The sequence below is a fragment of the Luteimonas salinisoli genome (assembly GCF_013425525.1).
In the GTDB taxonomy this organism is placed as follows: Bacteria; Pseudomonadota; Gammaproteobacteria; order Xanthomonadales; family Xanthomonadaceae; genus Luteimonas; species Luteimonas salinisoli.
On the sequence record NZ_JACCKA010000047.1, the window covers coordinates 1 to 14,597 of the forward strand.

The 14,597-nt window shown below is 69.1% G+C and carries 10 protein-coding genes; 5 read left to right on the forward strand and 5 right to left on the reverse strand.

All coding sequences use genetic code 11. From position 1 onward, the window contains the following. Window positions 1-32 precede the first annotated feature (32 nt). From pyrH to rpsB, 5 genes are all read right to left on the reverse strand, one after another. Complete coding sequence (pyrH, locus tag H0E84_RS06600; protein ID WP_180677847.1) at window positions 33-755, reverse strand: UMP kinase; 723 nt, start codon at window positions 753-755, stop codon at window positions 33-35. Between the two features lie 111 nt (window positions 756-866). Then, window positions 867-3,872, reverse strand: coding sequence for a TonB-dependent receptor (locus H0E84_RS06605; protein WP_180677848.1), 3,006 nt, complete (start codon window positions 3,870-3,872; stop codon window positions 867-869). Between the two features lie 249 nt (window positions 3,873-4,121). After that, window positions 4,122-5,606: a GGDEF domain-containing protein gene (locus tag H0E84_RS06610; protein WP_180677849.1), complete on the reverse strand. Its 1,485-nt coding sequence runs from the start codon at window positions 5,604-5,606 to the stop codon at window positions 4,122-4,124. 175 nt (window positions 5,607-5,781) lie between these two features. After that, window positions 5,782-6,660, reverse strand: a complete 879-nt coding sequence (gene tsf, locus H0E84_RS06615) for a translation elongation factor Ts (protein WP_180677850.1) — start codon at window positions 6,658-6,660, stop codon at window positions 5,782-5,784. 143 nt (window positions 6,661-6,803) lie between these two features. Next, window positions 6,804-7,673 (reverse strand): 30S ribosomal protein S2, encoded by an 870-nt coding sequence (gene rpsB / locus H0E84_RS06620; RefSeq protein WP_180677851.1) that lies wholly within the window; start codon window positions 7,671-7,673, stop codon window positions 6,804-6,806. 801 nt (window positions 7,674-8,474) lie between these two features. Here rpsB and map point away from each other — a divergent pair. The 5 genes from map (at window position 8,475) to dapE (ending at window position 14,586) form a co-directional block, all read left to right on the forward strand. After that, window positions 8,475-9,254, forward strand: a complete 780-nt coding sequence (gene map, locus H0E84_RS06625; RefSeq protein ID WP_180677852.1) for a type I methionyl aminopeptidase — start codon at window positions 8,475-8,477, stop codon at window positions 9,252-9,254. Beyond that, on the forward strand, window positions 9,254-11,872 hold the full coding sequence (glnD, locus tag H0E84_RS06630; RefSeq protein WP_180677853.1) for a [protein-PII] uridylyltransferase: 2,619 nt from the start codon (window positions 9,254-9,256) through the stop codon (window positions 11,870-11,872). Before map ends, glnD begins: the two co-directional genes overlap by 1 nt. Then, window positions 11,820-12,758: a 2,3,4,5-tetrahydropyridine-2,6-dicarboxylate N-succinyltransferase gene (dapD, locus tag H0E84_RS06635; protein WP_425600468.1), complete on the forward strand. Its 939-nt coding sequence runs from the start codon at window positions 11,820-11,822 to the stop codon at window positions 12,756-12,758. The genes glnD and dapD overlap by 53 nt, the downstream gene beginning before the upstream one ends. A gap of 106 nt (window positions 12,759-12,864) precedes the next feature. Further along, a complete protein-coding gene (locus H0E84_RS06640; RefSeq protein ID WP_180677855.1) occupies window positions 12,865-13,221 on the forward strand; it encodes a Spx/MgsR family RNA polymerase-binding regulatory protein in 357 nt (118 codons plus the stop codon). A 234-nt stretch (window positions 13,222-13,455) separates the two neighbouring features. Next, entirely contained in the window at window positions 13,456-14,586 is a 1,131-nt protein-coding gene (gene dapE, locus H0E84_RS06645) for a succinyl-diaminopimelate desuccinylase (protein WP_180677856.1), read from the forward strand. Window positions 14,587-14,597: the final 11 nt, after the last annotated feature.

A 14,597-nucleotide genomic window follows, 5' to 3' on the forward strand; every position in this document is an offset into this window, starting at 1 on the left:
GGCGGGGCCGCCGCGCGACGCGGCGGGAAGGCTCAGCCGCGGCCCTGGACCAGGGTGCCGATCGGCTCGCCCTCGAGGATCCGGAGCAGCTGGCCTGGCTGGCTCATGTCGAAGATCCGCAGCGGCAGGTCGCTGTCGCGGCACAGCGCGAACGCCGCGGTGTCCATCACCTGCAGGTCGCGGGCGATCACCTCGTCGTAGGTCAGGGCGTCGAAGCGGGTGGCGGTCGGGTTCTTCTTCGGGTCGGCGTCGTACACGCCGTCCACCTTGGTGGCCTTGAGCAGCAGATCGGCGCCGATCTCGATCGCGCGCAGGGCGGCGCCCGAGTCGGTGGTGAAGAACGGGTTGCCGGTGCCGGCGGCGAAGATCACGATCCGGCCCTTTTCCAGGTGGCGGATGGCGCGGCGGCGGATGTAGTCCTCGCAGACGTCGTTGATCTTGATCGCGCTCATCACCCGCGCCTTGGCGCCGACCTTCTCCAGCGCGTCCTGCATCGCCAGCGCGTTGATCACCGTGGCCAGCATGCCCATCTGGTCGCCGGTGACCCGGTCCATGCCGCCGGCGGCGAGCCCGGCGCCGCGGAAGATGTTGCCGCCGCCGACCACCAGCGCGATCTCGGCCCCGGCCTGCTGCGCCTCGACCACCTCCCGCGCCAGCCTGCCGATCACCTTGGGATCGATCCCGTAGTCCTCGTCACCCATCAGGGCCTCGCCGGACAGCTTGAGCAGGATGCGGCGATAGGCGACTTGGGACATGGGGGCTCCGGGCGGGCAAACGGGCGAATTGTAGCCGAGGTTGTCCGGGTTCAGCGGAAAAAAAGACGCCCGCTTGCGCGGGCGTCCAAGAGGGAAAGGGATGACGGTGGATCAGAAGTCGTAGCGGACCGTGAACCGGGCGGTGCGGGGCGCCTGGTAGCTGATCGGGCGATTCGTCGAGTGGTACGGATTGCCCGGAGCACCGATCTCTCCATACTCCATGACGCTCTGCACGGGTTGCGCATCCGTCACATTGAACACGTCGAGCCCGACCATCAGCTTGTGGTCGAGGAATGCTGGGGACCAGGCAACCCCTAGATCGAGCTTGCCGCTCCAGGGCAGCCTTCCGGCACTGCCGCGCGGGCTCGGTTCGCCGTTGCAGTACATATAGTACGGACCGCCGTATTCCACGTTGTTCCGAAACTCGTCCGATTCATCGAGGCTGGGTCCGTTGTAGATGCCCAGGCAGTTCTTCGGGCGGCCGGAATGCAGCGTCATGGTCGCCGAGAAGCGCCACTCGGGGTTCATCTGGTAGAAACCGAAAGCCTTGACGTAATGCCTGCGGTCGTTGGGCAGGTAGCCGTTCGTATGCTCCATCAGTTCCGGGTGGTCCCAGTCCATGGTCATCGACACATCACCCTGGCCCACGTCGGACTTCAGCTGGCCTTCGGCATTGCCGTAGTTCTTGGAGAACGTGTAGTCGATCTTGTAGTACCAGGTGCCGTCGAAGGGCCGCTCGATGAACAGGTCCACGCCTTGGTAGGTTCGCTTGAGCTTCGGGAATCCGAGTTCGTCCGCGGTCAGCGGCACCTCGTAGAGATTGCCTTCGGCGTCGTCCAGAACGAAGGTATTGTCTTCGCCAGGATTGAACAGGCGGCAGTGCGCCAGCGAGTCGCCGATCTCCAGGGCGATATCCTCGGAGTAGCCATTGCGGATCGCCCAGTTGTAGGCCGGACGGTAGTCGCACATGTCGTCGATCGCGCTTTTCAGGTCGCGGTAGATGTAGCGAGCGCCGAAGATGTGGCTGTCGCCCACGGCCTTCTCGAAACCGATCGCGAACTCGTCCTGGTAGTGCGAGTCGATGTCCTTCGCCGCGACGGTAAGCGGGTTCGGGGCCTGACCGAACTCGTTGTTCGACGAATGCGGTCCGTCGCCCAGCGCCGTCAGGCCGAGCGGCTCGCCGGTCGCCGGGTCGATGCCGGTGAACGCGAAGTATTCCTGGGTGTAGAGGGAGCCGGCGGCGCCGCGAAGGGCGACGTTGTTCGGCATGGCCAGGTGATAACGCCCGACGTTGGCGAAGACCTTCATGCTGGAATCGCCATGAACGTCCCAGGTGGCTCCGATACGGGGCGCCCACTGGTTCTTCTGTTCGACGTACTGGATGCCGTCGGCGTTGAAGTTCTCGAAATTCTCGTTGCGCACGCCCAGCGACAGCAGCCAGCGATCGTTGATCTGCCAGCGGTCTTCGAGATAGTACGCGTACTGCTTGACTTCGAAGGTGCCGCCGTTGGCATAGATGTACCGGACCACGTAGTCGCCGTTGCCGCCAGGGCCGCTCGCGCCGCCGCTGCCGGGAATCGTGTCGTTCGCTGCGTCGGGTCCGACCGACTCGTAGCGCCAGCGGTATCCCGGCCCCGAGGTCTGCTCGCCGGCCCGCGACGTCGAGTCGATCCGGTCGTAGCCGAGGCGCAGTCCGTGACTCCCCACCTGCCAGTCGATATCGAGGCGCCCGCCCTCGGTTTCGTCGAACGCATCCGGGAAGGCGACCTGCGCAAAGCGGCCGTTCTGGACAGGGTTGGGAGTGTTGCGGGCGTCGCTCACGTAGACCACGCTGGGGTCGTAGCCGATCAGATTTTCGATATGGTCCTGCTTCTGCCTGCCGTAGAGGGCGGACAAGGTCAGGTTGTCGGTGATGTAGCCGGTGTATTTTCCGATGTAGAGTTCGCCGCCGTCTTCCCATTCGTATCCGGACAACTCGGCGTTGCGATCGATTTCGCCGGTGTTGTAATCGTAGGGCCTAACCAGCGCCGTCTGCTTGGTCACGTCGGAAATGGCCGTCAGCTCAAGCAGGTGGTTATCGGTGATGTGCCAGTCCACCTTGCCGAGCCAGCGCGGCACCTCGTAGTCCCGCTCGAAATACTGGTTCGTGCCGCGTGCGGAATAGGTCTCCCGCTCCCGGTCGGTGAATTCGGCGCTGGCGTAGAAGAACAGCCTGTCCTTCACGATGGGGCCACTGACATAACCCCCGTACGTGATGTGGTCGTCGGTCTGCGCGGAAAGATTCTGGTAAAGCAGGCCGTCGTTCGCGGTTCCGTTCATGGGGTAGTAGATGTTGCGCTGGTCGGCCCTCAGGCTGTCCGGCGACCACATTAGCGACAGTCCGCCGCCCCAATCGTTGGTGCCCCGCTGGGTGATGATGTTGACCACTCCGCCGGTGGCGCGGCCAAACTCGGCCCCGTAGCCGCCGATGAAAGCTTGATACTGGCTGATGCCGTTGAAAGGCATGGTCGTGGAGCCGAGGTTCGTCAGCGGATTGGTGACGGGATAGCCGTTGATATAGATCGCGTTCTCGGAGGCAGCCGAGCCGCCGAACGACTGTACGGGGGCGCCCGAGGCGTTGGTGTAGCGCGAGTCGGCCGCGACTACGCCCGGGGTGAGCATCGCCACCGACTCGATGTTGTTGCCGACCGTGATTCGGCGCAGGTCTTCTGCGGTGAAGACGACGCGCGTGTCGGTATTGGACACGTCGATGAAGGAAGCGGCGGTGCCCGTCACCGTGACCGCGGCGAAATCCTGGATATTCTCACCAGCCCGTGCGAACGAGACGTCGGCGCCGCCGCCCAGAAACACCTGCACGCTTCGGCTGCCGATGGCCTGTCCATCTTTCGTGACGCTGACCTCATATTCACCTACCGGCAGCGCCGGCACCCGGTACCGGCCGCCGGCATCGGCCTGGATCTCGCGACGGAATCCGGTGTCGCTGCGGGTGATGACCACCGTGGAACCGGGCTCGACGGTGCCGTAGATCGAGCCTGCTGCGTTGGACTGGGCGTGGGCCACCCCGTTCAGGCCAACGCATAGTGCGGCGAACAGGGCCGCCCTCTTCAGAGTGCGCATGGAAGTTGTTCTCCCCGATTGGTTTGGAACGGCTAAATAAGCAAGTAAAGCAAATCGGAAGAACAGAATCCGTTCATCCGCAAGTGTCGAATAGCATGGATTTTGGAGGGTTGGCAACCCGGCACTGTTGACAGGTAGCGCTACCAGGGAGGTGGCCGACATCGTTGGCGGCTGATCTGCGGCTTTCGCAGGCTCGCATCGCGGTCATCGATCGGCCGGAAAGCCGCTTGGCGGTAGCGCGCTCGCGCTTCAGCAGGTGGACGGTGCCACCTGGTTGCGGCCGTCGCGCTTGGCACCGTAGAGGGCCTCGTCGGCCGCCTTGAGCAGGTCCTCGGCGCTGGCGAACTGGTCGCCGCCGCCCTGGCACGCCAGCCCGGCGGAGAAGGTGATGTACAGCGGCGCCCCGTCGACCAGCGCCATCGGCGTGCTCGAGATTTCGGCGAGGATCCGTTCGAGCGTGGCCCGCGCCGCGTCGGCATCGCAGTTGCTGAGCACGATGAGGAATTCCTCGCCGCCGTAGCGCGCCAGCAGATCGGTCTGGCGCAGCTGCCTGCCCAGGCAGCGGCAGAATTCCTGCAGCACCTGGTCGCCGACCAGGTGGCCGTGGCGGTCGTTGATGCGCTTGAAGTCGTCGAGGTCGACGAAGGCGATGGATAGCGGGCGCTTGCAGCGCAGCGCCTCTTCGAATTCGCGCTGCAGCACTTCCTCCAGCTGCAGGCGGTTGTAGGCGCCGGTGAGCGGGTCGCGACGGACCTGTTCGGAGAGGTCGCGGGTCCTGGTCTTGAGGGCGTCGATCTCGCGGCGGGCGTCGGCGGCGTCGCGGACCTCGACGAGGTTGCGCACCACCATCAGCTCCAGCGCCTGCTGGCGCAGTTCGTGGACCTGGCGCGGATGCTCCAGGCGGACGTCGAAGAGGGTGCCGAGTTCGGGTGCCGACGCCGACATGCGCTCCATCAGGCGGGCGATCTCCGCCCCCGAAAGCCCGGTGCGCCGCTCGAGCGCGGCGGCGATACCGCGTAGCGCTTCCGGCCCGCCGGAGCCGAGCCAGAGGTCCGCCAGCAGTCCCGACCCGGCCACGCAGACGAGCGCGGCATCGTCGTCCTCGCCGCATTCGTGGCGGGCGATGAGCCGCTGCAGGTATGCGGGCAGGTTCCAGCGTGCGGCCAGCCAGGCGCCGACCTCGGCGTGGTCGGCGCCGAACAGTGCGCGTTCGCGCTCCAGGGCGGGCACGCCGGCGGGTCCGCCGCCGAGCTCCGCGTAGCGCTCGGGAAGCGCCTGCATCAGCGCCAGCGCACCGATGTCCTGCAGCAGACCGGCGAGCATCAGTTCCTCCAGCCGCTCCAGGCCCGCCTGCTCGCCGAGCAGGCGGCTGGCCATGGCGCCGAGCACGCTGCGGCGCCAGAAGCGCTCGCGCTCCGCGGCGACCTGGTCGCCGCCGCGCATCGTGGCGGCCAGCGAGAACCCGAGCGCCAGGCTGAGCGCGGCGTTCAGGCCGAGCAGGGCGAGCGCCTGGGACACCGTGGCGGAGCTGCGGCGGCTGGCGCTGGCGAACAGCGGCGAGTTGGCGATGCGCAGGATCCGGGCGCTCAACGCGGGGTCCAGGGAGATCGCCTCGGCGGTGGCGGTCAGGTCCGCCGCCGGGTCCTGGGCAAGCTCGATGACCCGCAGCGCCACCCCGGGCGGCGTCGGAAGGTCGCGGCAGCGGCCGAGCTGGGCTTCGAGCTCCGGGTGCATCGACTGCGGGCTCCGTGGCGATTCAGGACGGACCGCCTGGCGCGCTCCGTGGGCGCCACGGTATCGGCCGGCCGCACCGGAACTGTAGTCGGGGGCACGGGCGGGCAGGGCATCCGTCGAGCCATGAAAAAAGCCGCGGCATGCCGCGGCTTTTTTCGTGTGTGCCGCTGGCGGTTCAGGCCAGCCCGGCCTGCTTCATGACCTCGGCGGCGTAGTCTTCGACCACCTTCTCGATGCCCTCGCCGACGGCCAGGCGCTGGAAGCCGACCACCTCGGCGCCAGCGGCCTTGAGCACGGCCTCGACGCTCTGGTTGGTGTCGAGCACGTACGGCTGGCCGTAGAGGGTGACTTCGTTGACGATCTTGTTGATCTTGCCGCTGACGATCTTTTCCAGGATCTCGGCCGGCTTGGCGCGGTCCTTGTCGGACATCTTCGCCAACTCGATCTCCTTCTCCTTGGCGATGAAATCGGCCGGGACGTCGGCCGCCTTGTTGTAGGGCGGATTCATCGCGGCGACGTGCATGGCCAGGCCGCGCGCCAGTTCGGCGTCGCCGCCCTGGACCTCGGCCAGCACGCCGATGCGGCCGCCGTGGACGTAGGCGGCGACGTTGTTGCCGCTGTCGATCCGGGCGATGCGGCGCACCTGCACGTTTTCGCCGACCTTGGCGATCAGCGCGGCGCGTGCTTCCTCGACGGACTCGCCGGAGGGCAGCTTCGCGCTCTTCAGGGCCTCGACGTCGGTGCCGCCGGCCTCGAGCGCGGTCTGCGCCACGGCGTCGGTGAAGGCGATGAAATTCCCGTCCTTGGCGACGAAGTCGGTCTCGGAGTTGACCTCGACCAGCACCGCACGGCCTTCGGCCTGGGCGGTGGCGATGCGGCCCTCGGCGGCGACGCGGCTGGCCTTCTTGTCGGCCTTGGCCAGGCCGGACTTGCGCAGCGCCTCGGCTGCGGTGTCGACGTCGCCGTTGTTCTCGGTGAGCGCCTTCTTGCACTCCATCATGCCGGCGCCGGTGCGCTCGCGCAGTTCCTTGACCAGGCTTGCGGTGATTTCCATCGGGATACCTCTGAATGCGGATGTGGTACGCAGGAGCGCCCCATGGACGCGGGGTGGCCGCCGGACGGGCGGGTCGCGCCCATGGGGCGCTCCTGCGGGAGAACGGCGGCCGTGCCGGATCGCGCGGCCGCGTGGCGTTGCGGCTACTCGGCGGCCGGCGTTTCGCTCGCGGCCGCTGGCTCCGCCGGGGACGATGCTTCCGCCGGGGCCGCGGCGTCTTCGGCCTGGGGCTTGTCGGCGCTCTTCCTGGCGGCCGACTTCCTGGCCGGACCGCGGCGCTTGTCGCCGTCCTCGGAGAAGTCCTCTTCGCGGACGGTGGCGGCGGACGGTGCGGCGGCCTTGCCCTCGAGCACGGCGTCGGCGGCGGCGCGGGCATACAGCTGCACGGCGCGGATGGCATCGTCGTTGCCGGGGATGGCGTAGTCCACCAGGGCGGGGTCGTAGTTGGTGTCGACCACGGCGATCACCGGGATGCCGAGCTTCTTGGCTTCCTTGATGGCGATGCCTTCATGGCCGATGTCGATGACGAACAGGGCGTCGGGCAGGCGCGCCATCTCCTTGATGCCGCCCAGCGAGGCCAGCAGCTTCTCGCGCTCGCGGCGCAGGCCCAGCACCTCGTGCTTGACCAGCTTCTCGAAGGTGCCGTCGGTCTCGGCGGCTTCGAGTTCCTTGAGGCGGCCGACGGACTTCTTCACCGTGGCGAAATTGGTGAGGGTGCCGCCGAGCCAGCGCTGGGTCATGTAGGGCATGCCGCAGCGCTCGGCTTCTTCCTTGACCGCCTCGCGCGCGCTGCGCTTGGTGCCGACGAACAGGATCATGCCGCGCTTCTGGGCGATGGCGGAGATGAAGTTCATCGCGTCGCCGAACAGCGGGACGGTCTTCTCGAGGTTGATGATGTGGATCTTGCCGCGGGCGCCGAAGATGTAGGGAGCCATCTTGGGGTTCCAGTAGCGGGTCTGGTGGCCGAAGTGCACGCCGGCCTCCAGCATCTGGCGCATGGTGATCTGGGGCATCGCTGGAAACTCCTGATAGGGAACCGGCCGCCCGTCCGATGGGGCGGTACGCCCGCATGCGGGCGCGAGGTTCCGGGGTTGGGCTTCCCCGCCGCCTCCGTGACCGAACCCCGGATCCGTGGATCGTGGGGCACCCCGGCACGGGCTGCGGCAGCGGGTGTGTATTCGCCGGTGTCGCCCGGCGTGGGCGGTGCGGACGGCCGGAGCCGGCGCAGCCGCGGGATTCTAGCCTTTTGCGGGGGCAAGGGCAAATCCGCGCCAAGCAGTCCCATCCGTCGCTTCAATCCGTCACCGTCGCCGCGCCAAGCAGTTTCCTCCGTTGGGAGGATGTATCACCGTCGCCACGGGGTACGGAAGCGAATAGCCGCTGTTTGCCCGCTCCCCAGAGCCGCTTCGGTCAACTGCGCGGGGCGTGAGCCGCGCCGGGGGGATTGCTCCGCCCTTCGGTCCGGCCATCCATGGCCGGACCGAAGGGCCGCTGCACATCCCTGTGCAGCTCTCCGCAATCCCCCCGGCGCAGCTCCCGCTGCAGCGTTGGTCGGCTCCGGAGGAATGGGTGACCGAGCATCCGAAAGTGAATCACCGACGCGGTGCCCGGGCCGGGGGATGCGGACAGCAAGCCATGGATGGCTTGCGGCGGCGAATCGGGCCATGGATGGCCCGACTGAGCCGGGGAGCATCCCCCGGCCCGGGCACCGCTGCCTCCGAAGCCCGCACACCACAGCGCTCGAATCGCGGGGTCCGACGTCGCAGGCGCAGCGCCTCCGGGCCCGGTGCGCCGGGATCGGCGATAATGGCCCGATGGCCATCACCCTCAAGACCCCAGAAGAGATCGAGCAGATGCGCATCGCCGGCCGCCTGGCCGCCGAAGTGCTGCAGGTCGTCGCCCCGCACGTCAAGCCGGGCGTGACCACCGAGGAGCTCGATCGCATCTGCCACGACCATATCGTCAACGTCCAGAAGGCGACCCCGGCCAACATCGGCTATCGCGGATACCCGAGGGCGACCTGCATCTCCGCCAACAACGTCATCTGCCACGGCATCCCCAGCGAGAAGGTCCTGAAGGATGGCGACATCATCAATATCGACGTCACCGTCATCAAGGACGGCTGGCATGGCGATACCAGCCGGATGTACTACGTCGGCGAGCCCTCGGTGATGGCTCGCCGCTTGGTCGAGACCACCCGCAATGCGCTGTTCGAGGGCATCCGCGCGGTGCGCCCTGGCGCCACCCTGGGCGACATCGGCCACGCGATCCAGAAATACGCCGAAGGCGAGCGCTTCAGCGTGGTGCGCGAGTACTGCGGCCATGGCATCGGCCGGGTCTATCACGACGAACCACAAGTGCTGCACTACGGCCGGCCGGGCGAGGGCACGGTGCTCCAGCAAGGCATGACCTTCACCATCGAGCCGATGATCAACGAGGGGGCGCGCCACACCCGGGTGCTGCCGGACGGCTGGACGGTGGTCACCAAGGACCGCAGGCTCTCGGCGCAGTGGGAACACACCATCGCGGTGACCGCGGACGGGTTCGACATCCTCACGCGCGTGCCCGGCGACGACAACGATCAGTTCCTCTGATGGCGAATGCTGCGCCAGGCGAGCAGGCGAACGGCGGCGCGCCCGACGACGCCGCCTGGGCCGCCGACGCGCGTGCGGCCCTGGCCGAACACGACGCCGAGCTGGCCCGCCGCTTCGACGAGGGCGAGGAGATCGACCGGCTGCTGGCCGAGCGCGTCAACGCCGTCGACGGCTGGGTTCGGCAGACCTGGGCGCGGTGCATTCCCGCCGATGCCCCGCTGGCGCTGTTCGCGGTGGGCGGCTACGGACGCGGGGAACTGTTCCCGCACTCGGACATCGACGTGCTGGCGCTGGCTGAGGAGGGCTCCCAGGAGCGCTACGCCGATGCCCTGGCGCGGCTCTTCGCGCTGCTCTGGGACGCCGGGCTGCCGGTCGGGCATGCCGTGCGCAGCGCCGCCGAGTGCACCCGCGCCGCCGCCGCCGACCTGACCGTGCAGACCTCGCTGCAGGAAGCGCGTCCGCTGCTCGCCAACCTGGCGGAGGTGCGCACCCTGAACGACGCGATCTCGATCGAGCGCAGCTGGCCGCCCGATCGCTACTTCGCCGCCAAGCGCCAGGAGCAGCGCGATCGCCACGCCCGCTACGGCGACACCGCCGACAACCTCGAGCCCAACCTCAAGGACGGGCCCGGCGGCCTGCGCGACGTGCATACCCTGCGCTGGATGGCGCGGCGGGTGCTGGACGCCTACGGACTCGAACAGCTGATCACCCTGGGCCTGCTCGGCGTCGACGAGTACGCCACCCTCGAGCGCGAGCGCCGGACCCTGTCGCGGCTGCGCTTCGGCCTGCACCTGGTGGCCGGCAAGGCCGAGGAGCGGCTGCGCTTCGATCACCAGAAGGCCCTGGCCGCACGCCTGGCGCACGCCGACGAGGCCGACAACGCCATGGTCGAGCGGATGATGCAGGAGTTCTACCGCAGCGCCTCGGTGGTGCTGCGCATCAACGACCGGCTGCTGCAGCGGTTCGAGGAGCAGATCGAGGGCGAGGGCGAGCTGGTGCCGCTGGACACCGACTTCGCCACCCGCCGCGGCTACCTGGTCGCGCGCGACGAGGTCTGGCCCGGCGGCGACATCGGCCGCGTGTTCGACCTGTTCGCGATGTGGGCCGAGCGCCCGGAGATCCGCGGCCTGCATTCGCAGACCGCGCGGGCGCTGGCCGAATCGCTGCACGCACTGCCGTCCTGGCGCGACGCTGGCGCGAAGTTGCGGACGCAGTTCATTGCGCTGCTGCGCGGCCCGACGCCGGTGCGCACCCTGGAGCGGATGTCGCGGATGGGCGTGCTCGGGGTGTGGATCCCGGAGTTCGCGCAGGTCTCGGGGCGGATGCAGTTCGACCTGTTCCATGTGTTCACGGTCGACCAGCACACCCTGGCGGTGCTGCGCAACATCGCCAGCTTCTCGATGGAAGCGCCGGACGAGCGCTTCTCGACCGCGCACGAGGTCTGGCCGCAGCTGCGCAAGCCGGAGTTGCTGCTGCTGGCGGGGTTGTTCCACGACATCGCCAAGGGCCGCGGCGGCGATCATTCCGAACTCGGAGCGGTCGATGCGCGCGAGTTCTGCGACGGCCACGGGCTGGGCGAGGCCGACAGCGCGCTGGTGGAATGGCTGGTGCGCAAGCACCTGCTGATGTCGACCACCGCGCAGAAGCTGGACATTTCCGACCCGGGGGTGATCCATCGTTTCGCCACCGAGGTCGCCGACCGCGAGCGGCTGGACTACCTCTACCTGCTCACCTGTGCGGATATCGCCGGGACCTCGCCGAAACTGTGGAACGCCTGGAAGGACAGGTTGCTCACCGACCTGCGCACCGCCACCCGCCTGGCGATGCGCCGCGGGCTGGAGAACCCGGTGGCGGCGGTGGAGCGCATCGCCGAGACCCGCGACCGCGCCCGCGGCCTGTTGTCGGCGTACGGCGTCGGCGACGACGAGGCCGACGCGCTGTTCGCGCGGATGCCCGAGCCGCTGTTCCTGCGCGGCCGCGCCGACCAGATCGCCTGGCAGGCGTTGGGGCTGCGCGGCACCGCTCCCGGCGACAGCGTGGTGCGGGTGCGGCGGCTGGCGGCCGGCGCGCAGGCGCTCGAGGTGTTCGTCCACGCGCGCGACCGCGACGGACTGTTCACCGCGATCGCCATCACCCTGGACCGCAGCGGCCTGGCGATCCAGCAGGCGCGCGCCATCGACGGCCCTGGCGGCACCGTCTTCGACGTCTTCCAGGTCCTGCCGACCGATCCTCGCCACGTGCCGGACCTGCCGGCGATCGAACGCAAGCTGCTGACCGTGCTCGCCGGTTCGCTCGACGTGCGGCCGGCGCGCCGGGCGCAGCCGCGGCACCTGCGCCATTTTCGCGTGGTGCCGCAGATCGCCTTCAGCGACAGCGCGGACGGCCGCCATACCGTCTTCAGCCTGGTCTGCACCGACCGCCCCGGGCTGCTGGCCGACGTCGCCCATGTGATGCGCCTGCAGGGCCTGCGCGTGCACGACGCCCGCGTCGCCACCTACGGCGAACGCGTCGAGGACGTGTTTCGGCTGGCCGCCGGCAACCACGCGCTCGACGCGTCGCGCCAGGATTCGCTGCGCGATGCGCTGCTGGCGACGATCGACGGCGACGCTCCCCGATGACCCCTGCGAGACGACCCTGCCGATGACCGCCCCAGCCTTCGTTGCCGACCGCGCCGCCCTCGACCTGCTCGAGACGACCATCGACAGCGCCTTCGAACGCCGCGCGGCGCTCACCCCCGAGGAAATCGCCGGCGCGGTGCGTCCGGCGGTGGAGCAGGCGATCCTTGGCCTGGAAGCCGGCGTGCTGCGCGTGGCCGTGCCCGACGGCAACGGCGGCTGGCGGCTCAACGCCTGGCTGAAGAAGGCGGTGCTGCTGTACTTCCGGGTCAACGACATGGCGGTGGTCGAGGCGCAGCCGGCGCCGTTCTGGGACAAGGTGGAGGCGCGCTTCGCCGGGCACGACGAGGCCGCCTTCCGCGCCCTCGGCGTGCGGGTGGTGCCCGGTGCCGTGGCGCGTCGCGGCAGCCACCTCGGCCGCGACGTGGTGCTGATGCCGAGTTTCGTCAACATCGGCGCGTACGTCGGCGCCGGCACCATGGTCGACACGTGGGCCACGGTGGGTTCGTGCGCCCAGGTCGGCAGCCACTGCCACATCTCCGGCGGAGCCGGCATCGGCGGCGTGCTCGAGCCGCTGCAGGCGGGGCCGACGATCATCGAGGATCATTGCTTCATCGGCGCCCGTTCCGAGGTCGTCGAGGGCGTGGTCGTCGGCCATCACAGCGTGATCGGCATGGGCGTGTTTCTCGGCCAGAGCACGCGCATCTACGACCGGGCGACGGGCGAGATCAGCTACGGATACGTGCCCCCGGGCAGCGTGGTGGTGTCCGGTTCGCTGCCCGCCGCCGACGGCAGCCATTCGCTGTACTGCGCGGTGATCGTCAAGCGGGTGGACGAGCGCACTCGCGCCAAGACCTCGGTCAACGAGCTGCTGCGGGGCCTGGCTTGATCGCTGCTGCCCGCAAGGGCGCGCACGCGTGCCGCTGCGGGAGCGGCGCCTCCGCCGGCCGTGCGCATCCCGCGCAGGCGTGCCTGTTGCAGACGTGGGGAATCCAATGACGACGCTGTACGGACTGAAGAACTGCGATACCTGCGGGAAAGCGCGCAAGTGGCTCGATCGCTTCGGCGTCGCGCACGAATTCGTCGACTATCGCGACACGCCGCAATCGCCGCAGACGCTGGCCGATTGGGCCGCCCAGGCCGGTGGCTGGGACGCGCTGGTCAACAAGTCCTCCACCACCTGGCGAAACCTTCCGCCGCCCCGCAAGACCCCGGGCTCGGAAGCCGAGTGGAAGCTGCTGCTGCGCGAGTATCCGCAGCTCGTCCGGCGCCCGGTCATCGTCACCGCCGACGGGGTCGCCACCCAGGGCTTCACCGACAACGGCTTCAAGAAGCGCTTCGGCAAGGGGTGAGCCCGCGCGGCGCGGATACGGCGCCGCCGACCGCTTCGGCTCTCGCGCGCACGGTGCGCTCGTGCGCGCGAGAGCCCGCGCAGCCGCGTCGCCCGCAGGAGCGGCCCATGACCGCGAAAGCCGCGGGCGATCCCGCGGGGTCGGCGGTGGTTCCGGTGCGGTCGTCGGCGGCGCCTCGCTGCCGATGCCTTGCGGTCCTTGCTAGGCTGGGCGCCTCACCCACCCGCCGCCGCCATGTCCGATGTCCTCCAGCTTGCCCGCGACCTGATCGGCCGCGCTTCGATCACTCCGGACGACGCCGGCTGCCAGGCTTCGATCGCCGGCCGCCTGCAGCGCGCCGGCTTCTCCTGCGAGCGTCTGCGCTACGGCGAGGTCGACAATCTCTGGGCGACCCACGGCGAGGGCGGCCCGGTACTGGTGCTGCTGGGGCATACCGACGTGGTGCCGCCCGGTCCGCGGGAGGCATGGGCCAGCGATCCGTTCGTGCCGGAGGAACGCGACGGGATGCTGTACGGACGCGGCGCGGCCGACATGAAGAGCGGCGTCGCTGCGTTCGTGGTCGCCGCCGAACGCTTCGTCGCCGCCCACCCGCGGCATGCCGGGACGCTGGCGCTGCTGCTGACCTCGGACGAGGAGGGCGACGCCATCGACGGCGTGCGGCGCGTCGCCGCAACCTTCCGCGAGCGCGGCCAGGGGATCGACTGGTGCATCACCGGCGAACCCTCTTCGAAGGCCAGGCTCGGCGATCTGCTGCGGGTGGGGCGACGGGGGTCGCTGTCGGGGTTGCTCACGGTGCGCGGGGTGCAGGGGCATGTCGCCTATCCCGACAAGGCGCGCAATCCGGTGCACCTGGCGTTGCCGGCGATGGGCGACCTGGTATCCCGGCGCTGGGACGAGGGCTACGAGAGCTTCCCGCCCACCAGTCTGCAGGTCTCCGATATCCATGCCGGCACCGGTGCCAGCAATGTCATCCCCGGCGAACTGCAGGTGCGGTTCAACCTGCGCTACACCCCGCACTGGGATGCGCCGCGGCTCGAGGCCGAGGTGGCGGCGCTGCTGGATGCGCACGGGCTGGACTACGGCCTGCGCTGGCATCGCAGCGGAGAGCCGTTCCACACCCCAGAGGGGCCGCTGCGCGCGGCCGCGCGCGAGGTGCTGACGGAGCTGCTCGGCAGCGCGCCCGAGGAGAGCACCGGTGGCGGCACCTCGGATGCGCGCTTCATCGCCCCGCTGGGCGCGCAGTGCATCGAGCTGGGCCCGGTCAATGCCAGCATCCACCAGGTCGACGAACACGTGCGCATCGCCGACCTCGAGGCGCTGCCGGGGGTCTACCTGGCACTGCTGGAGCGCCTGCTCGCCCGATGACGGCGCGCCTG

Bases quoted from the DNA above. Each gene is read 5' to 3' on its own strand.
- H0E84_RS06640 (WP_180677855.1), top strand. From the start codon at position 12,865: ATGACGACGCTGTACGGACTGAAGAACTGCGATACCTGCGGGAAAGCG.
- glnD (WP_180677853.1), top strand. From the start codon at position 9,254: ATGGCGAATGCTGCGCCAGGCGAGCAGGCGAACGGCGGCGCGCCCGAC.
- tsf (WP_180677850.1), bottom strand. From the start codon at position 6,660: ATGGAAATCACCGCAAGCCTGGTCAAGGAACTGCGCGAGCGCACCGGC.
- pyrH (WP_180677847.1), bottom strand. From the start codon at position 755: ATGTCCCAAGTCGCCTATCGCCGCATCCTGCTCAAGCTGTCCGGCGAG.
- map (WP_180677852.1), top strand. From the start codon at position 8,475: ATGGCCATCACCCTCAAGACCCCAGAAGAGATCGAGCAGATGCGCATC.
- rpsB (WP_180677851.1), bottom strand. From the start codon at position 7,673: ATGCCCCAGATCACCATGCGCCAGATGCTGGAGGCCGGCGTGCACTTC.
- dapE (WP_180677856.1), top strand. From the start codon at position 13,456: ATGTCCGATGTCCTCCAGCTTGCCCGCGACCTGATCGGCCGCGCTTCG.
- H0E84_RS06610 (WP_180677849.1), bottom strand. From the start codon at position 5,606: ATGCACCCGGAGCTCGAAGCCCAGCTCGGCCGCTGCCGCGACCTTCCG.
- H0E84_RS06605 (WP_180677848.1), bottom strand. From the start codon at position 3,872: ATGCGCACTCTGAAGAGGGCGGCCCTGTTCGCCGCACTATGCGTTGGC.